Origin of the sequence: Paenibacillus oryzisoli, assembly GCF_001653565.1 — a bacterium.
In the GTDB taxonomy this organism is placed as follows: domain Bacteria; phylum Bacillota; class Bacilli; order Paenibacillales; family NBRC-103111; genus Paenibacillus_E; species Paenibacillus_E oryzisoli.
Window position 1 is genome coordinate 52,303 of the sequence record NZ_LYPB01000048.1, and the last position, 24,159, is coordinate 76,461.

Annotated in this window: 28 protein-coding genes; 7 read left to right on the plus strand and 21 right to left on the minus strand. The window is 42.4% G+C overall.

Going from position 1 to position 24,159, the window contains the following annotated elements; all coding sequences use genetic code 11:
• Positions 1-6 precede the first annotated feature (6 nt).
• A complete protein-coding gene (locus tag A8708_RS05110; RefSeq protein ID WP_068662440.1) occupies positions 7-990 on the minus strand; it encodes an SLAC1 anion channel family protein in 984 nt (327 codons plus the stop codon).
• A gap of 211 nt (positions 991-1,201) precedes the next feature.
• Between A8708_RS05110 and A8708_RS05115 the strand changes: the two genes are divergently transcribed.
• The gene (locus A8708_RS05115; RefSeq protein ID WP_068662441.1) at positions 1,202-2,107 is read left to right on the plus strand and encodes a LysR family transcriptional regulator; all 906 of its coding nucleotides are present in this window, start codon (positions 1,202-1,204) and stop codon (positions 2,105-2,107) included.
• Positions 2,108-2,155: 48 nt separating this feature from the next.
• On the opposite strand, the gene A8708_RS05120 is transcribed toward A8708_RS05115, so the two are convergent.
• The 3 genes from A8708_RS05120 to A8708_RS05130 all read right to left on the minus strand — a co-directional run bounded on the left by A8708_RS05120 (position 2,156) and on the right by A8708_RS05130 (position 4,631).
• The gene (locus A8708_RS05120) at positions 2,156-2,362 is read right to left on the minus strand and encodes a hypothetical protein (RefSeq protein ID WP_068662442.1); all 207 of its coding nucleotides are present in this window, start codon (positions 2,360-2,362) and stop codon (positions 2,156-2,158) included.
• Positions 2,363-2,574: 212 nt separating this feature from the next.
• Positions 2,575-3,054, minus strand: coding sequence for a GNAT family N-acetyltransferase (locus A8708_RS05125; RefSeq protein ID WP_068662443.1), 480 nt, complete (start codon positions 3,052-3,054; stop codon positions 2,575-2,577).
• 11 nt (positions 3,055-3,065) lie between these two features.
• Positions 3,066-4,631: a putative bifunctional diguanylate cyclase/phosphodiesterase gene (locus A8708_RS05130; RefSeq protein WP_068662444.1), complete on the minus strand. Its 1,566-nt coding sequence runs from the start codon at positions 4,629-4,631 to the stop codon at positions 3,066-3,068.
• Between the two features lie 391 nt (positions 4,632-5,022).
• Between A8708_RS05130 and pdxR the strand changes: the two genes are divergently transcribed.
• Together pdxR and A8708_RS05140 are read left to right on the plus strand one after the other, a co-directional pair.
• Complete coding sequence (gene pdxR, locus A8708_RS05135; RefSeq protein WP_068662445.1) at positions 5,023-6,459, plus strand: MocR-like pyridoxine biosynthesis transcription factor PdxR; 1,437 nt, start codon at positions 5,023-5,025, stop codon at positions 6,457-6,459.
• A 125-nt stretch (positions 6,460-6,584) separates the two neighbouring features.
• Complete coding sequence (locus A8708_RS05140; protein WP_068662446.1) at positions 6,585-7,619, plus strand: S-layer homology domain-containing protein; 1,035 nt, start codon at positions 6,585-6,587, stop codon at positions 7,617-7,619.
• Between the two features lie 48 nt (positions 7,620-7,667).
• On the opposite strand, the gene aroC is transcribed toward A8708_RS05140, so the two are convergent.
• The gene (aroC, locus tag A8708_RS05145; RefSeq protein ID WP_068662447.1) at positions 7,668-8,723 is read right to left on the minus strand and encodes a chorismate synthase; all 1,056 of its coding nucleotides are present in this window, start codon (positions 8,721-8,723) and stop codon (positions 7,668-7,670) included.
• A 224-nt stretch (positions 8,724-8,947) separates the two neighbouring features.
• Between aroC and A8708_RS05150 the strand changes: the two genes are divergently transcribed.
• Together A8708_RS05150 and A8708_RS05155 are read left to right on the plus strand one after the other, a co-directional pair.
• Positions 8,948-9,826 carry a LysR family transcriptional regulator gene (locus A8708_RS05150; RefSeq protein WP_068662448.1) on the plus strand — a complete coding sequence of 293 codons (879 nt, stop codon included), beginning with the start codon at positions 8,948-8,950 and terminating at the stop codon, positions 9,824-9,826.
• A 77-nt stretch (positions 9,827-9,903) separates the two neighbouring features.
• Entirely contained in the window at positions 9,904-10,383 is a 480-nt protein-coding gene (locus A8708_RS05155) for a hypothetical protein (RefSeq protein ID WP_068662449.1), read from the plus strand.
• Between the two features lie 58 nt (positions 10,384-10,441).
• Here the strand turns inward: A8708_RS05155 and A8708_RS05160 are convergent, their stop codons facing one another.
• Positions 10,442-10,660, minus strand: a complete 219-nt coding sequence (locus tag A8708_RS05160; RefSeq protein ID WP_056625377.1) for a hypothetical protein — start codon at positions 10,658-10,660, stop codon at positions 10,442-10,444.
• A gap of 303 nt (positions 10,661-10,963) precedes the next feature.
• Here A8708_RS05160 and A8708_RS05165 point away from each other — a divergent pair, with 303 nt between their 5' ends.
• Positions 10,964-11,521 carry an NADPH-dependent FMN reductase gene (locus tag A8708_RS05165; RefSeq protein ID WP_068662450.1) on the plus strand — a complete coding sequence of 186 codons (558 nt, stop codon included), beginning with the start codon at positions 10,964-10,966 and terminating at the stop codon, positions 11,519-11,521.
• A 214-nt stretch (positions 11,522-11,735) separates the two neighbouring features.
• Here A8708_RS05165 and A8708_RS34705 read toward each other — a convergent pair whose 3' ends face one another.
• The 12 genes from A8708_RS34705 to A8708_RS05225 form a co-directional block, all read right to left on the minus strand.
• Positions 11,736-12,983 (minus strand): stalk domain-containing protein, encoded by a 1,248-nt coding sequence (locus A8708_RS34705; RefSeq protein WP_082927282.1) that lies wholly within the window; start codon positions 12,981-12,983, stop codon positions 11,736-11,738.
• A gap of 672 nt (positions 12,984-13,655) precedes the next feature.
• Positions 13,656-14,075, minus strand: coding sequence for an HIT family protein (locus A8708_RS05175; RefSeq protein WP_068662451.1), 420 nt, complete (start codon positions 14,073-14,075; stop codon positions 13,656-13,658).
• A gap of 85 nt (positions 14,076-14,160) precedes the next feature.
• On the minus strand, positions 14,161-14,994 hold the full coding sequence (locus A8708_RS05180; RefSeq protein ID WP_068662596.1) for a sugar phosphate isomerase/epimerase family protein: 834 nt from the start codon (positions 14,992-14,994) through the stop codon (positions 14,161-14,163).
• Positions 14,995-15,138: 144 nt separating this feature from the next.
• Positions 15,139-15,627 carry an SRPBCC family protein gene (locus A8708_RS05185; RefSeq protein ID WP_204787470.1) on the minus strand — a complete coding sequence of 163 codons (489 nt, stop codon included), beginning with the start codon at positions 15,625-15,627 and terminating at the stop codon, positions 15,139-15,141.
• Between the two features lie 48 nt (positions 15,628-15,675).
• On the minus strand, positions 15,676-16,854 hold the full coding sequence (locus A8708_RS05190) for an MFS transporter (protein WP_068662453.1): 1,179 nt from the start codon (positions 16,852-16,854) through the stop codon (positions 15,676-15,678).
• A 1-nt stretch (position 16,855) separates the two neighbouring features.
• Positions 16,856-17,674, minus strand: a complete 819-nt coding sequence (locus tag A8708_RS05195) for a class I SAM-dependent methyltransferase (RefSeq protein WP_068662454.1) — start codon at positions 17,672-17,674, stop codon at positions 16,856-16,858.
• Positions 17,675-17,738: 64 nt separating this feature from the next.
• Positions 17,739-18,035: a hypothetical protein gene (locus tag A8708_RS05200; protein WP_068662455.1), complete on the minus strand. Its 297-nt coding sequence runs from the start codon at positions 18,033-18,035 to the stop codon at positions 17,739-17,741.
• Complete coding sequence (locus A8708_RS05205) at positions 18,004-18,618, minus strand: DUF3990 domain-containing protein (RefSeq protein ID WP_068662456.1); 615 nt, start codon at positions 18,616-18,618, stop codon at positions 18,004-18,006. Before A8708_RS05205 ends, A8708_RS05200 begins: the two co-directional genes overlap by 32 nt.
• Before the next feature lie 38 nt (positions 18,619-18,656).
• The gene (locus A8708_RS05210; RefSeq protein ID WP_068662457.1) at positions 18,657-19,640 is read right to left on the minus strand and encodes an aldo/keto reductase; all 984 of its coding nucleotides are present in this window, start codon (positions 19,638-19,640) and stop codon (positions 18,657-18,659) included.
• 154 nt (positions 19,641-19,794) lie between these two features.
• A complete protein-coding gene (locus A8708_RS05215) occupies positions 19,795-20,178 on the minus strand; it encodes a GIY-YIG nuclease family protein (protein WP_068662458.1) in 384 nt (127 codons plus the stop codon).
• A gap of 5 nt (positions 20,179-20,183) precedes the next feature.
• Entirely contained in the window at positions 20,184-20,666 is a 483-nt protein-coding gene (locus A8708_RS05220; protein ID WP_068662459.1) for a DUF6530 family protein, read from the minus strand.
• A 268-nt stretch (positions 20,667-20,934) separates the two neighbouring features.
• Positions 20,935-21,363, minus strand: coding sequence for a MerR family transcriptional regulator (locus A8708_RS05225; protein WP_068662460.1), 429 nt, complete (start codon positions 21,361-21,363; stop codon positions 20,935-20,937).
• A gap of 165 nt (positions 21,364-21,528) precedes the next feature.
• Between A8708_RS05225 and A8708_RS05230 the strand changes: the two genes are divergently transcribed.
• A complete protein-coding gene (locus A8708_RS05230) occupies positions 21,529-22,374 on the plus strand; it encodes an SDR family NAD(P)-dependent oxidoreductase (RefSeq protein WP_068662461.1) in 846 nt (281 codons plus the stop codon).
• Between the two features lie 90 nt (positions 22,375-22,464).
• Here the strand turns inward: A8708_RS05230 and A8708_RS05235 are convergent, their stop codons facing one another.
• The 3 genes from A8708_RS05235 to A8708_RS05245 all read right to left on the minus strand — a co-directional run bounded on the left by A8708_RS05235 (position 22,465) and on the right by A8708_RS05245 (position 23,886).
• Positions 22,465-22,917, minus strand: coding sequence for a GNAT family N-acetyltransferase (locus A8708_RS05235; protein WP_068662597.1), 453 nt, complete (start codon positions 22,915-22,917; stop codon positions 22,465-22,467).
• Between the two features lie 317 nt (positions 22,918-23,234).
• Positions 23,235-23,495, minus strand: a complete 261-nt coding sequence (locus A8708_RS05240; RefSeq protein WP_056625290.1) for a hypothetical protein — start codon at positions 23,493-23,495, stop codon at positions 23,235-23,237.
• Positions 23,488-23,886: a hypothetical protein gene (locus tag A8708_RS05245; RefSeq protein WP_068662462.1), complete on the minus strand. Its 399-nt coding sequence runs from the start codon at positions 23,884-23,886 to the stop codon at positions 23,488-23,490. Before A8708_RS05245 ends, A8708_RS05240 begins: the two co-directional genes overlap by 8 nt.
• Positions 23,887-24,159 lie beyond the last annotated feature (273 nt).

Here is a 24,159-nt window from a genome sequence, read left to right on the forward strand (position 1 = left end):
TCGGGATCATCCTTTAAGCAGATTCCCATTAAATAACGACTTTAATGTTCGAACAAAGAGAACGACCAATACGATGTTCATCAAAACAAGAATGATTGCAGCAATGGCAATTAGCGGCCACGAATTTACAAACATCGCATATTGCAAAGCAGCGTTGCTGAGTGCAGCCAATGGAAAGCTTACACCCCACCAGGAAGCGCCAAACGGAATTGACTTTTTAAATACTTTGAAGAACAATACAATGAACAAGAACAGACCAAAGTAAAACAAGATCGATGCAAACTGATCAATTCGATGCTCAAAATTAACATAGCCAAGAAATCCAACCTCAAACGGCCCAATCATGATAAGCATAGATGGCGTTAATCCTGCATGCATGGGTGTATGATGTATCAATCTGGATAGGATCATAGTAAGGAATACTAAAGCTACAATGCCGCCGATCGCTAAAGAAAGCAGATTTACTTCATGTGCCCAGGCAAACGGCATACTCCCACCTGCAACCGCAATATCAAGTGTTCCTACCCCAGGAATGAGCCAAGCTGGCACCGCATGACCATGCTCATGATTCCCGTCTAACAAACGTGCAACGATGATAAAACTAAGTACTAATGTCGTTACAGTTCCGATGATCCAGAGCACTTGACCAGTCAATTCACTGTAGTTTCCAACCACGGAAGACAGTAATAAAATAGCAATCGTGATCGTACCAAAGAAATTTCCTATGATGGGATGCTTAAACTCATCTTTGACTTTTTGCGGGTAGAGAATCCACTTAGACATATATCCTAAGCTTAATATGATAAAAATAAGCACCGCGGCAATTCCAATGATATCGGCGATTACAAGTGAAGTACCGAATAACTTACTTGCTTGTCTCCAAGCCAATGACAGACCTGAAATTCCCATAACCGACGCAAAGAGATTAACGGGTAGAAATTGTACAGAACCGATGCTTTTTTGTTTGGGTATGGCAGTTATGGTTTGCATAGTTAATTGTCACTACTTTCTATCTTTATTATTTTCGGCTTACACAACTGTTTATGCTGCAACATAAGTATCATTATTGAATAATTGATGAAAAGTATCAATATTTGATATTCTATCGTTATCATCAATAATATGAATGATGAGGCGTATTTACTTTTCATGTGATACATACTACTATTTGTGAATATCCGGATAAAAGTGAGGTAGAATTATGGAGTTTCGACAACTTGAATACTTTATAGCCATCTGTGAAGAGTTGCATTTTACAAGGGCTTCAGAGAAACTGGGGATGAGTCAGCCGACGTTGAGCCATCAAATTAAATCACTAGAGGATGAGTTAGGGGTCCCATTATTTGATCGAATCGGTAAAAAAATTGCAATCACTGAAGCGGGTAAAATTTTATTACAGGAGTGCAAAGTGATTTTTTCTTCCTTAAATAATGTCAAAGTACAGATTTTGGAGCTTCAGAAGGTTAACCGCGGAACGTTATCCATTGGTGCACTTCCTGGTGAGTTAACGCAGCTTGTTTCATCTTTATTACTCGACTTCCATCACATTTATCCTGAAGTGCAAATTAAAATTCTCAATCTTGACGATATTGTGGAGCGAGTCATACAGAATCAAATTGATTTAGCCATCACGATTTTCCCTGTTGAAGATGAACGTATTCGTAAAATTCCATTGTACAAAGAAGATATCTATTTGGCTGTTTCTAGAGACCACGATTTGGCCGACCGTGAAAGCATTAACTTTGACGAAATCAGCAGTTACCCGCTTATCCTATTCCCCCAATCGCATAAGTGTCGTCAAGTCATTGATTTAAATAGCACAGTCTGTGGCATACATATGGAGCCGATTATCGAGACAACCGCGATTGAAACGATTATTGGCCTTGTAAAATCAGGTGCTTGCGTGACCGCGCTATCCAAAACTTACTTGAACATGTACGACGATAAACAATTAACAGCAATTAAAATCGTAAATCCAACGCTGCATAGGGAAATAGGTATCATCCATCATAAAGATAAGTATTTAAGTCAGGCTGCCCGGTTATTTATCGACTTATTATCACATCATATTGTTACATTGAAGTTGGCAGAAAAAAGTACGGTTTAACTTCGTCTTCGTCAAAAAAAAGAAGCCGCATCGCGGCTCCTTGTCTGATCAGTAAAAAATAGAGGTATGAGGTGCAGGTGACACAATAAATGAACACTTTTTACGTGAAAACCATTTGTCACCCACTTTGACTTCATTTTCATTCCATGCATCAATTATATCTCCTCCAACAATTCTTCCGTCCCTCATGACCATGATAAATTGCCCGAATAATATAGCATTATCAAATTCAAAGTCGTATTGAACTGTTTCCATGGTTTTGCCACCTTTCTCAATGAATGATGCACTTTCTTTATGTGCATGTATCACATCATTCTAATACGTGGATCAAATCATACTTTCTTAATGATTAATCGCATCTGCTTCTTACAGCTTCATTATCAAATAATTGATGAAAAGTATCAATATTCGATAATCTATCGTTATCATTAATGAAATGAATCCATATACGAAAGTTGGATTACCAACTAAATGATATCAAAGCGATGATAGGAGGAACTTCGGTCTGGATACCGATTACGAATCGGCAGATCGTGCTTAGAGACGGGGACCCACCCATTCCTCTCAAAAAAAGAGGGTGAACTTCCTGAGACACTAGGCGCATCCAAGAATATGGTTGTAGCTCCTTGCTGCCTCGCATACTCCAGAATGACATCACATAATTCTTGTCTATATGGATGTTCGATCCCACAATTTTCAATATATATATAAAACTTTTTTATATGAAAGATATCAGGCGTATCCAGCTGTTCCACGGCATTTCCCCACGCATTCTCTTTCACAAAGCATTGGTTACTTCCCTCATTCTCATAATGAGCTTGAGCATCTAAGTTGTCAGGCACTTCATCGTTAACTTGATTTACCGTAAACTCAATATGTTGTAAAGATAGAATGAGCTCAACAATTTCCTCATAATTACGATGTTGTATTTGCCCTTCACGACCCATGTAACTTTCCCTCATTCATTTAATATATATTCAACATCCGACGCTCCGAGCGGCTTACTGTATAGATAGCCTTGAGCTTGATGACAGCCACTATTCAATAACCAAGTATGCTGTTCATGTGTTTCCACTCCCTCAGCAATGACTTTAAGCTTCAATTTCCGTGCTAATGAGATAATCATCTTCGTCAGAGCTTTGTCTTGCGGCAAATCTTTAATGAAACTTCTATCTATTTTTAAAGCATCAAATTTAAAAGTTTTCAAATACTGCAGCGACGAATAGCCCGTCCCAAAGTCATCAATGGATAGGGATATCCCCATTCCCTTAATCACTTTCAGAGCATCAATAATATGTGGTTCATCTTTCATTAATGCGCTTTCTGTGATTTCAATTTCGATGCAACTTGGTTTAATGTCGTTCACTCTAAGAATCTCTTTTATTTTATTGACGAATGAAGGTTGCAGAAACTGTTTCGGTGACACGTTAATTGCCACTCTAACGGGGGGTAAATCTTTCTGTTGCCACTCTTTAATTTGCCTGCAAGCTTCCTGAAATACCCATTCACCTAACGGCATGATAAACCCTGTTTCTTCCGCAAGTGTAATAAACTCCATAGGTCCTACAATTCCTTGATCAGGATGGTTCCATCTCACCAAGGCCTCAAGACTTTGAATTTCTCCGCTGTCTAGCTCCACTCTTGGTTGATAATCCAAATAAAATTGCCGATCTGCAAGTGCTTTGACAAATTGTGATTTAAATAGAAATCGTTTATATTCCCCTTCATCAAAGGTTGATTGATACATAGCGAATTGATTTCTGCCTTCTTGCTTTGCATGATACATGGCTTTATCTGCTCTCTTCATAAGCATACTGGCAGTTAATCCATGATCAGGAAATACACTTATGCCAGCGCTCATCGTTACCCTTATTTCATGCTTGTCTAACCATACCGGCTCTTTAAACGCTTCAATTATACGCTCGGCCACATCGACCATTGGACCACTTGGATGATTCCCTTCAAGAATAACTGTAAATTCATCGCCACCTAAACGAGCGACAGTGCCATATGGACCAACACATGCATGAATGCGCCTTGCAATCTGAATGAGTAAGCGATCCCCAGCCTCATGGCCAAGAGAATCATTAATCCATTTGAAATGATCTAAATCAATAAACATCAGTTCAATTTTCAAGTCTTGTTTATGTTGTTTTTGAACTAAGGTTGTTAATTTTTCCTTAAAATATCTTCTGTTTCGTAATCCAGTTAAGGAATCGTGATACACTAAAGCTAATAAGTTCTTTTTATCTTCATTACGTTTGATCGCACAAGCTTTCAATTCTCTTAAGATCTGTTTGATCTCTTGTTGTTCATCTTGATTTATTTTTACTTGTCTTGAAGAAAGCAAAGAATTTCTACGTTTGTGTGGTAAGGTAATGGCTCGTTTAGTCTTTTCAATTGCTCTCAATATAGTAGATAGTGATTCACCGGAAGCGAATAATGATAATAGATCGGTTTTTATTTGAAGGATTTTAATTCTTGAATTTATCTCGCTCATAGATCGTGGATTCATTGCTCTCATCTGTGAAACTCCTCATGACGTGTGAAATGACATGCGATATGTATAATGACTAGGCACACATTCCTCATCATAACTAGAATTGATCACGATGTAACCATCCACTCATCAAGAAAACTAACCATCCAAGTTTATCCTAAAAACCTATTTATTATTGGTACTTCATTTTAATAACTTAATAATATATTTTTACTTAATAAGCATACACAAGTGATTAAGATATATGATATGATACTTAAAAATTATAATGATCTTTGGCCAAGTGTGTGAAAAATTGAAAAAATAGACAACCCTGACTTTGGGACACGGGGTGTTTTTTTGTATTTTTTCGTTGCACACATAAGGTAAGTTCGGATATGAATAGACAAAAATTTGATAAAAGTTGGTATATTTTATGTGGAAGCCAGATCGATCAAGCAAAACGCCTATTTATCAACAAATAGCGGATTATATGGAACACCGCATCGTATTTGGAGAGTTCCCTCCAGGCACTATGCTTCCTTCCGAACGTAAATTAGCCTCTGTTCTTCGAGTCAATCGAAGTACCGTGGTGGCTGCTTACGAAGAACTTCGGGCTACTGGCTTACTGGTGAGTAGTAAAGGCAACGGCACGATTGTTTCGAATCCCAATGAGGAAAGTGGGGTTAACCAAACACCGAATTGGAAGGAGTATGTTGAGGCTGGGAACTTCTTACCAAATCAACCTTTCGTACGTCGTATTCGCGAAGAATTACTTCACAAAAAAGGACTTATCGACTTCGCAAGCGGTCAGTTGTCTCCGGATTTATATCCGCAAGAAACGATTCGTGAGCTGCTGCAGAAACGACCCTTTTATGAACAACTGGGATATGATAACCCGCAGGGGTGCGCACAGCTTAGGGAAACACTCGTTTCCTTTCTAGCTCAGCATCTTCACATACATACAACGGACTCATCTATTTTAATTTCGTCTGGATCTCAACAGTCTTTATATTTAATTTTACAGTGTTTATTAAACCCTGGTGACGCGGTTGCTATTGAAGACCCTTCTTACTGCTATTCCTTGCCAATGTTCCAATCGGCAGGACTACGATTATTCCGCTTACCCTCCGATGAACATGGCATCAACCCAGAAGAAGTTATGACATTATATCGTAAACATAAGATTCGCATGGTTTTTGTTAATCCTAATTTCCAAAATCCAACGGGTAGTGTCATGCCAACTGAACGAAAAATGAGGTTACTTGAAATTGCCTCAGAGCTAGGCATTCCAATTGTTGAAGATGACACCTTTACATTAACTGCCTTCGATGGTCACCCACCTCCAACCTTGAAATCACTAGATAAGAATAACAATGTTTTATATATTGGATCCCTTTCCAAAACAGCTTCTTCTGGCTTACGAATTGGTTGGTTAATTGCACCCCAATCTGTCATTAGTCGATTAGCCGATGCTAGAGCACAGATGGATTTCGGCTTAAGTAGTATCCCTCAGTGGGTTGCTAATCTTTTTATTAAGGAAGGTCATCTTGAGAAACACATACACTTCTTACGCAAAGAATTAGCCAAGAAAAGAAATGAACTCATGCGAGGACTAACTGAAATCATGGGAGATATGATTTCCTATGCCATACCCGAAGGGGGACTTACGCTTTGGTGTAGAATCAATCGCGAAGTTGATGAATTTAAATGGCTTGAAGAAGCTACCAAAAGAGGCGTTATCTTTGTGCCGGGAACTGTATATGGTTCAAATAAAGGGTGGATTCGCCTAAGCTTTGCAAGGCCGCATTTCAATGAAATCGTGCCCGGCGTCCAACAACTTCATGCAGCTTTAGAGATGGGGGGACTATGATTTTACTACTACTAAATCAACTAACATTCCAACATGATAGTAACTAATTTAAAAGCAGGTGCAACCTTTTGATTCACACCTCCGTTTATGTTTCTGAAAACAAAAAACATATGAGGTGAAAGAAAATGAAAAAAACAATCAAAACCATCACGCTAACTGCTGCAACAGCCCTGCTATCCCTATCTCTAGTCGGCCAAAGTTTTGCCGCAACAAGCTCCTTCACTGACCTAAACAATATCGGTTCAAAAGATAAAATTATATCGCTACAACAAAGTGGTATTATCAGTGGAATGACATCTACACTCTTTGCCCCGCAAGAGAAGATTACAGCTTCCCAAACCGCACAAATGCTAGTGAATGCACTTGGACTTAATTTGGATTTGGTGAATTTCGTGAAAGAGCCCAAAGCTAGTGATTATTATGCGAATGCATCCAATGACGCTTGGTACTCACAAGCACTTATCGTCGCAGCTGTCAATAATGTTGAACTCCCCAAAGATCTGAACCCAACTAAGAAACTAACACGTGAAGAGTTTACACATCAGCTCGTTCGGGCGATCGAAATTAGTAAGAAACTCCCATTGATTAACCCCGTTGTTGTGGACATTAAAGATGGCGATCAGCTTACCGTTGATTATTCGGGATCGATTCAACGTGCACTTAAATACGGGATTATTACATTGAATACAGATGATACTTTCCATCCTAAGGATGAAATTACGCGTGCTGAGGCTGCAGAGGAAGTATTTAATGCGCTAGCATACTTGAAAACTCATCAAGCACCCGTCGTAAGCATTGACCCTATCTCCTCCACACAAAGTGTTCAGCTTATCACGGATACACTTGGTAAATTAGGTGCGGATATCCAAATTAAGATTGATCCAGATGCTAAAGTAACGCGTGAATCGTTCACCTATCTTCTCATTCACACGTTGCAAACCAGTGAGAAGTTACCGATGATTAAGTTAAACCCTGTCGACATCAAAGATAATGACAAGATTGATATCTTACATGTTGGCGCCATCCAAACCGCGCTTGCTTTGGATATTGTCGAGCTGCAAGCTGATGGTACATTCCTTCCGCAAGATGGGATTACCCTTACAGAAGCAACTGAAATTGCTAATCACGCGATTAAAGCTGTTGAGGGATTTAAGAAATAATATTAACAAGATGCCCCCTTCGGAGAAGGGGGCATCTTGTACTTCTATTTATCCATGATTAGCCGCTTGCCGTTTGTACAAATCTTCCAAAACCAGACAAGCCATCGCTTCTACCACAGGCACAATTCGCGGACAAATGCACGGATCATGACGACCGATTGTTCGAATCTCTTGTTCTTCACCTTTCACGTTTAACGTCTTCTGAGCAACAGAAATTGATGAAGTTGGCTTCACACTAATTCGGAATATAATTTCTTGCCCCGTGCTTATCCCGCCTAGAATGCCACCAGAATGATTACTAAGAAATCCCTCGCTGTCCATTTCATCATTGTGCTCACTGCCTAGCATCGAAGAAGCCGCGAACCCCGCACCGAATTCAATCCCTTTAACTGCTCCGATAGAGAGCATCGCTTTCGCTAATTCAGCATCCAATTTATCAAATACTGGTTCTCCAAGACCTGGCATCACCCCACGAATGCGGCATTCTACTATACCACCACAGCTATCCCCAATCGCTGCTAATTGTTCGATTTTTTCAATCATTTTGGCTCCAGCAATGGGATCACATGCACGAACCGCATTGCGCTCAATCGCTTCCTCTTCGAAGGTTTGACATGAAATTCCACCGATCTCACGTGTATAGGCCAACACTTCTACACCTCTATGTTCAAGCAGCTTTCGAGCGACTGCCCCTCCAGCTACCCTCCCTGCTGTTTCTCTACCTGAAGCCCGCCCACTCCCGCGATGATCACGGATTCCATATTTCTGCAAATACGTGAAGTCTGCATGGCCAGGTCGATATGAATTCTGAATATCATTGTAAGCTTCCGGCTTCATATCTTGATTATAGAGATTGACGAATAGTGGCGTTCCTGTTGTTTTCCCTTCAAATACACCCGATAAGATATGAATAATATCATATTCTTTACGCGGAGAGGTCACCGAGGATTGTCCAGGTTTTCTGCGATCCATTTGCTTCTGAATATAGGCTTCATCTATCTCGATGCCTGGTGTTACACCATCCACAATGACGCCTACCGCGGCGCCATGTGATTCTCCGAAAGTTGTAATTTTAAAAATTTCACCGAATGTATTGCCAGCCATATATTTGTATGCCTCCTGTTTAGTAAGTAACTTCTACACCTAATGCAGCTATGTGTTCATAATATCCTGGACATGTCTTCGATGCACAACCTGGATCAGAAATCCGGATGTTCGCCATATTCGCCACCTCTTTTGTGTTTTTCCTATATGGCTATTATAATAAGTTCATTGGAATAAATGAAATTCAAATATACACATCTTGCCATAGAGGTGAACTATATCATATGATCAATTTAGAATGGTATCGCATTTTTTTGCATACAGCCAAATGCCGCAATTTAACGAAGGCCGCGCAAGAACTGCATATAACACAACCATCCGTAAGCTATGCGATTAAGCAACTGGAAGAAGGTCTCGGACTCCAATTGTTTCATCGACTATCGAAAGGTGTTGAGCTCACCGAAGAAGGCCAAACGCTCTTAGATTACGTGGAACAATCCTTCGCCATGCTGGATTCGGGACAGAAGCATCTTCGCAACCTTAAGCAACGACTTCAGGGAGAGATTCGGATCGGGGCTAGTGATTCATTAATTAAGCACCTGCTGTTGCCTCAATTGAATGCCTATCATCAGCAATACCCTGGAATACGAATTCGATTATCACATGGGAAGACGGGTGAAATTACGAAACGTTTGAAGGAAGGTGAGATTGATTGTGCGATTGTTCATCTGCCGATCGATGATTCTGAGTTGACTGTTCACACCTTGGCTGTGCTCGAGGATTGCTTCGTGGTTGGTGAAAGTTTCAGCGAATTAGCGACTCGCCCCATCTCTACCCGCGAGCTCGCGGAGCTACCTCTTCTCTTCTTATCGCCTGGAAGCAGTACTCGTGTGGCTATCGAGAAATGGTTCGGGTCACAAGGATTCGTCGTGAATCCAGACATTGAATTAGGGAACATTGATCTCCTAGCAGAGTTCGCAAGGTTAGGTTATGGCGCTGCTTTCATAAGTCGATCATTTGTGCAAAATGAACTTCAATCAGGGTCACTTGTGGAGCTCACATTGGAGGAGCCACTTCCACCACGTAGTATAGGGTTTGCCATAAGATATAACATGAAATTATCCGTTGCCGCTGAAGGTTTTGTCCAGATACTGCTCTCGTAATGTAGTGTATTTGAACGATATACCTAGTTCCAACGTCATACTTAAGAACAGAATCTATAGGTTTAAGGAGTATACGAATGAAACATTTTCTCACATCACGATTAAACTGGACAAGAATTAGTGATCAACTGGAGTCCTACTGGGAAGCAAACGTGCTGAAATGGAAGAAACGATTAAATCCTTTTACGAACAAAATCGGGTATGGTATCTATTTTTATAAACATATGACCTTAAACCTCAATCGATTGAACAAAGAGATCTTACAAATTGCAGAGGATCATATGAACCTGTCACTGCTCAAGAGACCCGAGTTTCCCAGTTTTATCTCTGTTGTTGATGGCATTAATGCGTCTTCCATGGTCATGAAACTTCCCAATCATATTACCAAGCAAATCACATCTATGGTAAGATCGCTCCCTGGATTCAAATGCTTACAAGCCATTGCTTGCCAGTATGGGTACAAATGTGAATTGTATTACAATCAAGGGAAAGCTTTTTTCGGATCGTTGCAGATTCATTTTATCAAAATCAATACGTTACCATCGCTGCCGGCTTGAATCCCACCTAATCCAAATAAAAAAATCTCCTTTCCGGGAGATTTTTTTATATTTACATCTATTCAATTGTGTATCGAATAAAGGCTAACAAGGCTAATAAGCCTGCTGCAATGGAGATGACATATAGAGAAGTAAGTCTTACCCATTTCGTACCTGTCTTCTGAAAATAGGACTGATCTCCTTCACGATTTTTACGGGAAAACCCGATAATAAATGTCGATAATAAACCAAATAACAAAATAACCGAAAATATAACAAAGTATATAGAGGTATTCATAAGAAAAGCGACCACCCTTCATTTATCTAATCACAATGTCTACTAATAAATTATATAGGAGCTTGTAAGATAAATCATATACATCCCCTTTATGTTCATACAATTTTCAAAATATAACATGTATTATGACTCGGAAACGTCACTTTTACCAATAAGTTAACTTAACATATATTATGTTAACAATTTTTCGTCTTAATACTTTCAAATGGGAAACATTTGTTATAACTGTATTTTCAATTGCGTGAGCTGCCGCTCGAACGTTATGCTACTCTTATATGACGTACACTATTGGAGGCTATCACGATGTTAAAAATTGGCATAATACTCGGCAGCACACGCCCAGGTCGAAGAGGCGAAGTCGTCGCTCAGTGGGTACACGAAGTCGCAAGCAAACGCACGGATGCAATATTCGAGATCGTCGATCTGGCAGATTTCAACTTACCTTTGTATGATGAACCCCATCCTCCTATGTTGATGAAATACACCAAAGAACATACGATTGCTTGGTCGAACGCGATTCAAGCTTATGATGGTTACATCTTCGTGACACCAGAGTACAATCACGCCGTTCCTGCCGCTTTGAAGAATGCGCTTGATTTCTTGTTCAATGAATGGAGAGACAAGGCAGCTGGGATCGTCAGCTATGGTGGTGGTACAGGTGGAGCTCGCGCAGCTGAGAATTTGCGTCTCATCATTGCCGAATTACATATGGCCAGCGTTCGCGCTCAGGTAACGTTGTCCCTCTTCACTGATTTTGAGAACTTTACCGTACTCAAGCCCAACCAGCGTCAGGATACCGCTGCGAATACCATGTTCGATCAAGTCATCGCTTGGAGCGGGGCTTTGAAGGCATTGCGCTAAGGCCTAGCTCGATGAACCCCTGAAAATTGCATATAGGCACTTATTTTCGTGAAATACGGCTATTATTTGAAAATTACTGCAAAAAGGCACCCTTCTGGAGCACAATCGCGCCAAAAGGGTGCTTCTCTCTGAAAAGGTTGCACATTTGCACGCATTTCAGCTTGATTTGGACTATTCAACTATAATGGTTGCACTTTCTCATCTTTCACTTCACCTAATCCATCTGATTGATGACAGCAGTCCACTTATCACTTTCCCATGCCACTTGCGCGCCAAGCGCTTCAGTTGCAAATCGTAATGGAACATACGTAGAACCTTCCGCGGAAATAAATGGCGCGTTCGATAGTGCCTGTCCTGTTCCGTTGACTAGCGCTTGTTTGTTCCCAATGTTCAAAACAATCGTTTTGGAGCCTTTCACGATCGTAACCTGTTGACGTGTCCCCTCCCAAATCACTTTGGCTCCCATCGCTTCGAATACGCCACGAAGCGGGATGAACGTGCTTTCTCCAATGATTTTGGCCTTTGGAGAAACGTCAATATAAGTTCCATTCACACGAATGCCTACATCGTTCTGTGTAAATTTCTTTGGCGGGTCCGTTTTGACCGGATTCCCCTTCTGTTCCGTCGTAGATGGCTTAGCTGGATTTTCTACAGTTGTGAAAGACCAAGTTGTTTGTTCAACCGTTACGGTATATGTTTGGCCATAAGCAAGCTCTTGCTTCGGAATAATATGCCATGCGTTCGTATCCCCTAGTTCTTGCTTTAATTTGTAAATCTCAACGGAGACACCTTGACTATCTATCATTGAGGCAGTTACGTCCGACTTTTCTTGAGCTACGCCTGCATAGGTGATAAAATACCCCGACTTCTCCAGATTGAATTGTTCTAATGGATTCGGAATCTCAAAACCATAAAATCCAATTGGTACTCCCCGCTGTCCATCATAAGGATAAACACCTGTTCCTGCGTACGTGAACCACTTTTTCGCAGGATTAAGAACAAGTGCATGCTTGTTATACCCAACGCCGAGGAGTGACATGTCCGGGAGGATCAGACTCGCGCGATGAAGCGGTGCGTCCAACAAGGACTGAACACCAACTTCTGGCGAATCCGTCGTAAATGAAACATCCTCAAATACACCGTATTTATCCGTATCCAAACCCGCCGCTGCTGCTCGATCCCAAGGAAGCTTGCCTGAAAAGCCTTGCTTGTTCGGTGCTTCTGTATGTCCGTTCTCCTGATTCACGAGGAGATAATTCGCATGGTTGCCTGCTGCAGAGGTAAGTGAAGGATCTAGTTCCATCAAAGGAATACCCATATGAGCCCTGACGTCATTTAAATAGTCTAGTGCGGCATTTTGAACATCGTTGTCTGCTGCGAGTGCAGTGAGATTCCCGAAAACCATAGATACCCCAGTAAGCACAGCCGCGAGCTTAACACTCATTTTCAACTTATTTTTCATTGTACCTCCGTAACACACGGTTTAATTTCCACGTATCATTTCTTTTCGACAAATTCCCTCCTTATTCCTGCAAAAGAAGAGCTAAAAAGACCAGATCACTGGTGAGAATCTGCCATTCACAAAGTTTTTTTCTACTCTCTCATCCCCCAGTAGTCGAAGGGTATAATGAAAAAGCCACCGAGTATATAACTCGGCAGCTCCTAATTTGATCCATTTTAGTTCGGAAGGCAGACTTATTTGTTTGGTAGTGCCCCTATCAACCCATTCGTTCCCTTAGTAATGCGATCTGAGCGATGAACCAATTCGGTATGATGGGGCAGTCGTACAGCGTTGCCGCAATCCAATGAAGGCGCTGCTTTGCTTCGTCCTCGTAGACTTGAGACTCTAGCGGTTGCCCTATTGATGTTAGGTGTGTACCGTTCTAATAGCCCAATCGGAGGCACTGTCCGTCTTGCAAGCAAATGCGTTTACCAAGTGGTCGTGTTTCCTCTGTGGGTGTGTTTTCTTCTTAAGATTCAAACATACAGCATTCTCTTACTATGACACGCGATTCTATAGTCGGCTCTGTCTGTTCTTGGCCTTCTCATTAGTAATTACAGCTGTGTAAAAATATACAAAGCCACCTCTCATCCGTATGATGATTGGTGGCTTTAGTCTTGTCATCGAGTATCCTTACAGATGTTCTTTCAACTGACCGATGATTTCCGCATATTCTGCCTCAGTCAATTGCTTATTGTCAGCGGGATTCATTTCGAACATTTTCCCCCACGTGTACCCATCCTTATACTTCGGAACAATATGGAAATGAACATGAGGCATGGTATCGCCAAAGGCGCCATAGTTAATTTTGTCCGGTGAAAAAGCACGTTCTACAGCAGCTGCAGCCTGTGCCACATCACGCATGTATGCGTCTTGATTCTCTTGAGACAAGTGAAAGAACTCAGTATGATGCTCATTCAAAGCAACAATACAGCGTCCCTTATATGTTTGTTCTCTGAATAAATACAAGGTGGAAACACGCAATTGTCCAATTTCAATCATTAAACTCGCTAAGGCATCGTTCTTGCTGCAATAATTACATACGGGGGTCATTGTCGAAGTCTCCTATTCTAGCGTGAAGTTATTGGATATCATTGCTAGTATCATAACATAATTCACGCAGGAGGAGTTACTCTTCCTAGTTGGAACAGAACGGCTCCGCCAGCTTCCGGACACGCTCGATACCTTCCCACATATCACCAGGACCATCATAAACAAGCGTAAGCGGCCCCTCATAACCAGCCTCTTTGGCAATGTTTAAACAGCGGATAAACTCAGCTTCATCGGGAATGCCATCGGCATTCGTTTGTGCTTTGGCATGGATAGATTCACTCCAAGGAATGGTTTGAAGTAGTTCGGCGAATTTCTGATCACCTTTGAAATTACCGAAATCAGATGTAAATCCAATGACTTCTCCACATCCTTCAATAATTGCAAGACAGTTGTCGCCTGTTGAGGAGAGAGATTTGAAATTCTCTGTCACGACGCGAACACCATGCTCTTTGCCATATTGTCCTAGCACACGGAGTGCTTCGATGGATCGGGCCAATGCATCCTTGTCTGATGGGTCCGCTTCTCCAGCAATGACACGCACTCTTTCCGCTCCAGCTCGTGCAGCAACATCTATCCAACCTTTTATCCATGCAAGATCAGACTGTCTACGAACATCATTTGAACTAGAGATATCCCCATATTCGAGCAGCAACGTATAGAAACGCAGGCCGGCATCCTTAAATGCCTCTTTCAACGTACGTAGATAAGCTTCATTCGTCTCCGGGAAATGGAAATGGCATACTTCCAGTGATTCAAACCCTTTCTCTGCTAATACCGCTGGTAATTCCAGCAATGAAATCAGCTCTGGCTGATCTTGCGCTTCCGTAAATTGCGTTTGGACGTTGTCATCCCAGCGAGTCCAACGCAACGGACCTAAGTTCCGATGTAAACTCCAACTCGTTAGTGATATAAATGGCATAGCAACCATCCCTTCATTCCTCTATTTGGACATATCGTATCAAAGTCGTTCAGGAATCGCCATATTCGAATCGGCAAATAGATATCTTATTATGCTATTATTCAAGAAAAAAACAGGCCGCCTCAGCGCCTGCTCTCTTCCTACCTATTTGATGCGATCCAGAAGCTCTCCTAACCGTTCATACGAGTCTTGCATCCCTTGCTCCATGCCTGATTGCAACATACCGTCACGATCAGCGACCGATTGGAACACCGATTCCATCACTAGCTTGGTCATTCCACCTTCGAGTTCTTCGAATTTCGCGGTTTCAAGGATAACATGCCCCTTCTCCGGAAGCCCCTCAAACTCGAAGGTTTGAATAATTCGTTCCGGCGCCGTAACTTCATGAAACACACCGCGAAACGCAAACTCATTTCCTTGACTATCCAGATGCACATACCGCCAATTGCCACCGCTTCTCGGCTCAAAAGTGTCCAGTTTCATCGATAGCTGTCGCGGCCCAAGCCATTGCACGAAGAGCGTCGCATCCGTAAATGCTTGGAACACTAGTTCCCGTGGCGCATTGAACACGCGTGTCATGCATATCTGTTGCCCGCCGGGCTCATAAGTAAGAATCGCTTCATGATCGTTCATCATGTTCACTCCTTTCATAGCTTTACCATTTTCGCATCCACTTCTGTATTATAACCCAAGTTCCTTGTGCTTTCTTCGTGTAAATAGAACGACGCCAATCACGACGACACACGCCATTGATAGCCATGAACTATACAGGAAAACTTGTCTCATCCCATACGCTGCGCTCATGAAACCGCCAATGAAGCTGCCGATAATACGAGCAGCCCCGAGACTAAGTAAGCCATTCAAGGTTTGACCGCTTGCCTTCCATTCAGGAGGTACTTCACGGTTAATAATCGTGGCAATCGTAACGGATAGAACGATAAAGATAACCCCATGTAAGACTTGCACAGGTAATAACCAATGGGCGACTTCAATCTGAGAGAATAGAAACCACCGTAAGGATGACGCCAATGCGGCAACGAGTAAAATAATCGAGATCGGAATTCGTTTCAAAATTTTAGCTGAAAATAAAAGGAAAGGAAGCTCACTTAGGGATGAGATGGTCATCGACCACCCCAACAGGACGCTATCCCCACCCATTTCCTTAAAGTAGATCGGGAAAAAGGCATAGTAGTAACCAAGTGTGATTTGAATGATAAAATTCATGCTTATGTAGTACATCAGTTTGCCATTCTTGAACAGCTCACGGAATTTCTGCCCTATTACATGTGCTGGGCGCCCAGCAGCAGCCGGGAATTGCCATAAACAAATCAATGCAGCTGCCATTGTACACGCATAAACCGGAAACATGGAATTGATGTACGACTTGGCAACAAATCCGAATAGAAGAGACATGATGGCAAAGCCTACGGTCCCTCCCAAACGAATGATACCGAAGCTCCATGTGGGTCTGCGATCTAATTCCTCTAATGTAATAGCATCGCTAAGCGCAAATATAGAGGTCTGGAACAAAGTGAATATGCAAATGATAACAAGGATAAATAGAAAATGATGTGAAATCGGGAACAATAGAACGGAAATTCCGCTTCCTATAATCAATAGTCGCAGAACATGATTCTTCGACTTGGCCCGATCCCCGAGCGCCCCCCAAATCGGTTGGCCAATCATGGCAACCAAGGGTCCAAGACTCAGAAGGAGCCCGATCTGCTCCTGAGAAAATTTTGCGTTATTGAGATACACGGGCATGAACGTTCCATATACCGCGTTCCCCATATAGATGACGACATAGAACAATAAGAATGCATTCAGTTTCGTAGCTGTTCCCTTCTTTCTTATGTACAAGCTAAACGATGCCTATCCGCATACGGTACCCAAATAATATCCTACGTTCTTCACCAGCGAAAGCCTCCTCCACAAATTGGCGAAATGCAGCTGCTTCTGACTCGAGTTCACTCGCACCTAACTTAATCGCGGATTGTAAACTACCTTGGCTCAACGCCAAGTTGGCATAACGGACCCAATCGCAAGACTCCCAATTATGAAATACGATTTCCCTTGCATAACGAAATAAACCTGATGATTGAATTTGTTTCAAATGCTCGTCCTTATTCCATTTGTGCGCTTGCTCTTGCTTTGGTGCCAGCTCTACAGCACGCTGATCACCTAGCGATGTAAGTTTCATATATTGCTGCTCGATTTCCCAGTTAATAACTGGCGGCCAATCGCAATCATACGCGGCAAACACGCCGCCTGGTCGCAACACACGAGCGAATTCACGCAAAGTGCTTTGCGGCTCCATCCAATGAAACGACTGTGAACACGTGACAATATCTGCAGAATCAGCAGGCAGCTCCAGTTCATGAGATAATGCGTTCACGAATTGAATAGACGCCGGTTTGTTCATGCTCTCCCATTTGGCTGTGGCTACTGCACGCATATCATCACTCGGCTCTACGCCGATGATTCGCTCAGCGTTATTTAACCATAGAAACGAAGATAACCCTGTACCGCAGCCGACATCAACTACGCTTTGTGGCTTCTTGCCCAGATAGGCAGTCAATATCTGAATTAATTCCTGCGGAGCAGTTGGCCTGCTTTCATCATACAAGGCGCCAAAACCGGTAAATCGCTGTACATTATTCGTGCGAATATGTTCAATCATAGTTTCCCTCCTCTTAGCGATGACAAAAAAAGCTCAACCAAAGGATGAGCTTCTACTCTTCTTATTAACGAACATGTACGTGTAAGCGACCCTCTAGATGAAGTATACCTTTATCCTGGACGGCTTCTTTGGCTAACACATTGATTCGTTTCAACCACTCTTCCGGCTGATAACTGTTGGTTGACGCTTGGACCAATCGTGCTGCATGATCATAACAGGTGTCATAACCACCTAATTTACGAATGACCTCGACATATTCGACAACAAGCTTTCGAGCACCTTGCGAGGTGTAACCGAAACTCTGAACAAGAGCATCAACGATTCCGCGTTCATATAGATTCAGCCGAACTTGTGTTTTCATAGTAGATCCACCTGCCTCCCGTAAAAATGTTATAACCAACAAACCGAAGCGATGCTTCCCACTTCTCCGAGGAGAAGACCACTTGATTGCCTAGACGTAGCGCATCCAATTTGCGACCGCGTGTGTTGCGTAAAATTTGATCATAAAACCAATGTACATCTCTATTTAATTGTACTGCTTCTTCAATAATCCGTCCAGTGTCCCCATCCGCCATAGGCCCAATAATAATATCTGGGTGCTTGTGACAAGGATCCGCTTCTCCCTTTTGCATCACACGGCGGTGTGACATGACAAATTCGGCCCATGCTAAGGAATCACTTAAAAAGATGAGCGGATCCATCTTCGCAGGTATTGAAATCAATTCAATTTCAAGCACACAAGCAAGTTCGGTCCCCATGAAGGAGCGGGCTGCTGCCTTGCGGGCCCAATTTCGTGCCTGTGCTGCTGAGATCGTTGTATAGAATCCTTCGCCGAAATCACGGCCAGGGCGCCAATACCGGCTATCTAATAATTTACTTTGAAAAAGGTTGACGAGATTATCCGTTGTTCCATGATATAAACGTTGTGGTGTTATTATATCCATTTCGTTTTCCTCTGAAACCCCTTTCCCTTCAAAATAGGCTAGTAAGGACCACGAATATGCTCGTGCACATCTGTCGTATAGAAACTCTTCAAACGAACTAGCTCTTCCGAACTGAATGCTGGAACATCAAGAGTAGCTAGATTATCTTCAATCTGCTTGACGTTCTTGAAACCAGGGATAATACATGTAATGTGGGGATTCTCCAATATCCAACGCATCGCAGCACGCGCCATGTTCCCGCGACCTTCGCCAATCCAAGCCAGATCCTGCGCAAGTTCCACCCCTTTGGTAAAAGGCAGCCCAGCAAACGTCTCACCAACATTGAATTGGTCACCATTCGCATTGAAATTACGGTGATCGTCGGCTGCAAATGTGCTAGATGTCGTGAATTTCCCTGTCAGTAAGCCACTGGCCAGCGGAAGTCGAACGAGAATACCTACCCCAGCAGCGTGAGCTTGCGGGAAGAGGTTGTTTGCAGGCTTTTGACGGAACAAGTTAAAGATCACTTGCAGCGCCTTGACACCAGGAACAGTTAGACAGAATAATCCTTCCTCAACCGTCTCTACGCTTACGCCGTAGTGCCGAATCTTTCCTTCCGCTTTCAATTTCTCAAGCACTTCGAACACAGAGCCATCCTTCAATATCGCCAGCGGTGGACAGTGAATTTGATACAAGTCGATCCGTTCCCGATTCAACCGTTTCAAGCTATTCTCTGCGAATTGGCGAACCGTTTGCTCTGAGTAGGTCGCAAGATCATGAATATCACCTGAACGGCAAAACTTCGTAGCGATGTGGATCTCGTCTTCTCTTCCTTTCGTCGCTTTCGCTAGAAGCTCTTCTGCATGACCGGAACCATATACATCCGCTGTATCAAAAAAGTTCACTCCAGCCTCCATGGCACGGTGCAACCCTCGAATTGATTCATCGTCATTCGCCTCACCCCAGCCTCCACCAATAGCCCATGTACCGAAGCTAACCTCACTAATCCGAAGTTCTGTATCGCCTAATTGACGGTATTTCATCGTTCCCACTCCTCTATGTAGTTGTGATCATGCGAGTACTAATGATTTCATCTAACATCACTTCGCCATAGGATAAGAGGAAACCTCCCTATTTATGCAAAAAAGGGATTCCGCATATACCGGAAACCCTTCACTGTTCGTGGAAATTGCTATATTAACGTTTACGTTTATTATAACCTTTCTCCTCATACGGCTCTAACTTCTCTAACCATAGTTCAAGTAAGGCATCAACCTCCGTTCGATAACTCTTCAAATCCGCGGCATCCAACATGATTTCATCCCGTGGCTCAATACGATCCAGCACCTCAAACACGAACACTTGGCCACCGAACGTCGTCCAGTCCTTTTGTAGCTCATTGAACGTATTCGTATTCATTTGCTTACAAAATTCAAGTCGATTTCTCATCCCATCTAGATCCATACTGCCATTTACAAATATTTTATTATTCTGCGTATTGCGAATTTGATAAACACCCATGGCCCGAAATGTTTGTTTATAATTCGTCGCAAGCTCTTTTTTCTGCTGTTTGTCTAGCATGTTGTTCAATACCCCATTTCTTTTAAAATCCTGGAAAGCGTGCTCAAGCGTTCCCCGATCAATTCTCCATCCTCACTCAATGCTTGGCTAAAAAGCTTGATATCTTCGTTAATTTTCTCATTATCGGTGCATACGCCTACCGTCATTGCGTCGCCTTGCAGACCGATGCGGTCAATAACTGGATTCTCTGGATTATAGCCATTCTCATATCGATAAGCGTCCTCTTGGAAATGAAGCTTCGTGCGGCATACAAGGATAGCTAAATCTAAGACACGGTGCAAAGGTAACTCCTCGGATTGGCGTGACCATTTCTCGCCGGTATAGCGCCATACCTTAGCCGAAATATCAACCTTTCCTCTGTCGTTCCACTGCGCTAGTCCTAGAGAAAGACCTTGTGTATCCGTGCTTTGCGTGTATCTACCGTCAATATTGGCATAGTTCTCAGCCACGATGACAGGTTTATGTTTGAGTGTTGTTGGAATTTTCATTTGTGTATACCTCCAAGTTTAAAGTCAGGCTTCGTATCAATTTAGTAATTTACTAATTTACTAAAATGAACCGATGACTGAAGTATACCGCAGCTTCTTTTTCAAGTCAATGGACGCCTCCCTGAATGGTATAGCAATTATTAGGGAATTCCCCACATCTGGATACCTCACCGTGCGTGGTATATCAGACGGCGGTCAATTCTATAGACGCTAAATTGCAAAAAAACACAGAACTCCCCGAAAGGAAGGCCTGTGTTACATGTCCTGCTTATCCAATACTTCTTACTTGCGGTAACTTCTTCGTGGGATCAGCAAGCACGCATGCCTCTGGCAGCATGTTGCCTGAAGACAATTTTGAATCAATCACATCTAGAATCATTTGCAACGAATTAATCTGATGTTGGATGTTCTCCTTATGTTGGTTCAGCTTAACTTGTAGATCTGGATGTTCGATCAAATTAGACTCTGCAGTCAAACCTAGAAAAGGTTTCATTTCATCCAAGGACATACCCGTCTTCTTCAGACAAGTGATTAATTTCATTACAGCAAGATCTTCCGAGTGATAGATTCGATGGCGGTTATTCTTCCGATCCGGCTGAGGTAACAGTCCGATTTTTTCATAATAACGAATCGTATCTTCCGACAAAGCCGATTGTATCGCTGCTTCTTTAATTGAAAAACCTGTCGCCTCACTCATCAACGCCAACTCCCTTTATCCCATATTGATCCATTATAAAACTTGGAGTTAACTCGAAGTCAACACCTAAATAATTTCATCACATGAGTTGACTTCGAGTCGACTTCAAGTTGTATAGTCAAATCCATACACCAACACATGCTTTGAATATGGAGGAAAATAAACATGACTACGAATCTTTCTGGTAAAGTCGTACTAATTACAGGCGCCAGCAGCGGGATTGGGTTAGCCCTGACTCATCGGATGCTCCAAGAAGACGCGCACATCATTGCGCTAATACGCACAGAATTCCCTGCAGACGATCTACCGATCCAAACAGCTATAGGAACGCGCCAATTGCGTGTCTACCGAGCGGATTTGAGTGATTTTGCAAGTTTAAGGGTTGCGTTAGAGCTAATAAAAACCAATGAGGAGAAGATTGATCTCCTTTTCAATAATGCAGGTGGCAGCTTTCATGAGCTCATGTTTTCAAAGCAAGGTCGAGAGCTCCATTATGAGCTACAAACCGTCGTTCCCTATATTATTACGATGGAGTTATTGACACTGTTGAAGAAGGGGACGTTGAAAAGAGTTGTGCATACTTCCACCAATGCGTTCAATACGATGACGCGTTTTGACCCTGATACCTTAGATAGTCCCACGAATTTCAAACAACTATTCGGTCCCTATGCGGCATCTAAACTCGCGCTATCCTTATGGACACAAGAACTTGCTCCACAGTTGGCCAATGAAGGAATTACCATGATAACCGTTGACCCTGGCGGCAACAATACAATTCGCCCGGGTAAAAAATCAGGCATACCCTTCTATCTCAAGCCCATTATCCTGTTATTTTTTCCACATCCTAGCAAAGGAGCCTCTCTGCTCTATCAAGGTGCCTTAGGTCACCATATGCGCGGAGCCTATTTGACAAATAACAAGCATGTTAAATTGAGATTCGTCCAACATGCACCAAGGGTGCTAGAGAAGGTTCGTGATGTTTACGAGTATACGTACAAACAACTTGGGTAATAATGAAAAGACGCGAACGGCGTTGCCCATACAGAAAAACACCTGTAATCGTGCTTAATTAGCACATTTACAGGTGTTTTTCCTACTCTCCTATAAGTCCTGACTTAGGCGGATCATATCGCGGCATTGAATCCCATTTTCAAAGATAGGTTCCTTATAATGCCTTGTAAAGAAATCAAGATCTACGCCATAAATGCGAAATCCACACTTCTGATAGAGACTCAACTGCTGAACTCCAGAATTGCCTGTACCGATCTCAATCGTTTTATAATGGAGTGTTCTTGCTGTTTCTACAGCGTGCTTCACTAATTCCTTCCCATACCCACGGCCTTGTTTCTTCGTAAGAACCGCAATATTCACCAGTTCAACCGTCTTCGGCCTCGTCGGAAGCAGTAAATATGCACCGACAATTTCATGGTTTTCCTCCAGTACGAAGCATTTGCTTTGGTACACATAAGACTCAACCATCGCAAGTTCCGGATCAGCTAGAAGAAATAAATGAATCGGATACTCCTCTGTTAACTCTAATTCTCGAATTTGCAACATTCTGTGTGCCTCCATCCTATTGTGATGTGGGTTTCAGAAGTGAAACTTTGCGAAAATCATCTCTGCGACATCCCATACTCCTATTTTATCATGCCTAATGACCCTTTATTTGTAAAGAATAAGTAGAATTCAATTTTTCCCAATTCGTGCGTATTCTTCTTGCAGCAAGTCATCCAACATAGAAGAGTGTCAATTCATCAATCGAGGCGCCTATAGAGACGGTTGTCTCCACTTCGAAGAAACGGAACGTGGTTCCGCTAAAGTTACGATTGCCCATCGCACAAAAAAAAACGCTGCCATAAGGCAGCCGCAACTTAATTATATGTAATTTTGAGGCCCAATTCCGCGGCGCGCACTAGAGCAGCGTCAGAGAATTTCGGCTTTTTGTATTTGACTTCGAACTCTTCCTTCGTCAGCGGTGTCCAATTGAAATCACGATTCTGGTATACCCAGGTTTTCGTCCCCCAATCAACATGGATAGTGCGACTCGCTACCTTTTTCACAACGCCAATTTCAAGAATGACACCTGTTTTACCAAAAAACTTCGCGCAGTACTTTCCAACCATTTCACTCATTCGAAACATCCTCATTTCCATTAGTCAAATCACGCAATATGCCAATTGCAATTTCAAACGTTTCCTCATCTGACTGAAATTCATCCAGAAAGGCTTTACTAAATAGACGCTGGATCTCTTGTCCCAATCCTGCAACACTAATATCTTCCATATGCTTGATTATATAAACGGTAATGCTGCGAGCCTCACCATCGTATTCATCCTCTTGACTTCCAACTTCTAATAATTGTATTGGATCCCACTGATCCAAATGATATTTCACAACGCCAATGATTGGCGACGGGTCGAATGGTAAGGATGCTAAGTACTTATTCTCTTTCCGTATTTCATTCTTTATACTCCAAAGCATATAATTCATCTGGGTTTCTTGCGATACAGCACGAAATTTCACAACGTTGGCCTCCTTTGTCGGACACCAGCTTAATCTGCCGATTCCGTCTCCATCAGAGCAACTCGCTGCAGTGTCGCATCTAGCAGTTTATCACGTATGCTGTGTGATGCCAACTTTTTATTGTTTATCTCATGAATTATTAATGGCATTAATTATATAACAACTCATTTGTGCCTACGATTTCTACTATCTTTTCAATCTTCTAATTCCAACCAAATACCGCACCTATGCCTACGTATCAAAGGGAATCCATGAATGTAACAGGCGACAACA

Excerpts from the sequence above, each read along its gene's own strand:
- A8708_RS05225 (WP_068662460.1), bottom strand. The coding sequence starts at position 21,363 with ATGAGTGAGGCGACAGGTTTTTCAATTAAAGAAGCAGCGATACAATCG.
- A8708_RS05180 (WP_068662596.1), bottom strand. The coding sequence starts at position 14,994 with ATGCCATTTATATCACTAACGAGTTGGAGTTTACATCGGAACTTAGGT.
- A8708_RS05165 (WP_068662450.1), top strand. The coding sequence starts at position 10,964 with ATGTTAAAAATTGGCATAATACTCGGCAGCACACGCCCAGGTCGAAGA.
- A8708_RS05155 (WP_068662449.1), top strand. The coding sequence starts at position 9,904 with ATGAAACATTTTCTCACATCACGATTAAACTGGACAAGAATTAGTGAT.
- A8708_RS34705 (WP_082927282.1), bottom strand. The coding sequence starts at position 12,983 with ATGAAAAATAAGTTGAAAATGAGTGTTAAGCTCGCGGCTGTGCTTACT.
- A8708_RS05160 (WP_056625377.1), bottom strand. The coding sequence starts at position 10,660 with ATGAATACCTCTATATACTTTGTTATATTTTCGGTTATTTTGTTATTT.
- A8708_RS05220 (WP_068662459.1), bottom strand. The coding sequence starts at position 20,666 with ATGAAAATTCCAACAACACTCAAACATAAACCTGTCATCGTGGCTGAG.
- A8708_RS05125 (WP_068662443.1), bottom strand. The coding sequence starts at position 3,054 with ATGGGTCGTGAAGGGCAAATACAACATCGTAATTATGAGGAAATTGTT.
- A8708_RS05140 (WP_068662446.1), top strand. The coding sequence starts at position 6,585 with ATGAAAAAAACAATCAAAACCATCACGCTAACTGCTGCAACAGCCCTG.
- A8708_RS05150 (WP_068662448.1), top strand. The coding sequence starts at position 8,948 with ATGATCAATTTAGAATGGTATCGCATTTTTTTGCATACAGCCAAATGC.
- A8708_RS05200 (WP_068662455.1), bottom strand. The coding sequence starts at position 18,035 with ATGAAAACACAAGTTCGGCTGAATCTATATGAACGCGGAATCGTTGAT.
- A8708_RS05115 (WP_068662441.1), top strand. The coding sequence starts at position 1,202 with ATGGAGTTTCGACAACTTGAATACTTTATAGCCATCTGTGAAGAGTTG.
- A8708_RS05240 (WP_056625290.1), bottom strand. The coding sequence starts at position 23,495 with ATGAGTGAAATGGTTGGAAAGTACTGCGCGAAGTTTTTTGGTAAAACA.
- A8708_RS05175 (WP_068662451.1), bottom strand. The coding sequence starts at position 14,075 with ATGACCCCCGTATGTAATTATTGCAGCAAGAACGATGCCTTAGCGAGT.
- A8708_RS05110 (WP_068662440.1), bottom strand. The coding sequence starts at position 990 with ATGCAAACCATAACTGCCATACCCAAACAAAAAAGCATCGGTTCTGTA.
- A8708_RS05130 (WP_068662444.1), bottom strand. The coding sequence starts at position 4,631 with ATGAGAGCAATGAATCCACGATCTATGAGCGAGATAAATTCAAGAATT.
- A8708_RS05185 (WP_204787470.1), bottom strand. The coding sequence starts at position 15,627 with ATGAACGATCATGAAGCGATTCTTACTTATGAGCCCGGCGGGCAACAG.
- A8708_RS05230 (WP_068662461.1), top strand. The coding sequence starts at position 21,529 with ATGACTACGAATCTTTCTGGTAAAGTCGTACTAATTACAGGCGCCAGC.
- A8708_RS05195 (WP_068662454.1), bottom strand. The coding sequence starts at position 17,674 with ATGATTGAACATATTCGCACGAATAATGTACAGCGATTTACCGGTTTT.
- A8708_RS05205 (WP_068662456.1), bottom strand. The coding sequence starts at position 18,618 with ATGGATATAATAACACCACAACGTTTATATCATGGAACAACGGATAAT.
- A8708_RS05120 (WP_068662442.1), bottom strand. The coding sequence starts at position 2,362 with ATGGAAACAGTTCAATACGACTTTGAATTTGATAATGCTATATTATTC.
- A8708_RS05215 (WP_068662458.1), bottom strand. The coding sequence starts at position 20,178 with ATGCTAGACAAACAGCAGAAAAAAGAGCTTGCGACGAATTATAAACAA.
- pdxR (WP_068662445.1), top strand. The coding sequence starts at position 5,023 with ATGTGGAAGCCAGATCGATCAAGCAAAACGCCTATTTATCAACAAATA.
- A8708_RS05210 (WP_068662457.1), bottom strand. The coding sequence starts at position 19,640 with ATGAAATACCGTCAATTAGGCGATACAGAACTTCGGATTAGTGAGGTT.
- aroC (WP_068662447.1), bottom strand. The coding sequence starts at position 8,723 with ATGGCTGGCAATACATTCGGTGAAATTTTTAAAATTACAACTTTCGGA.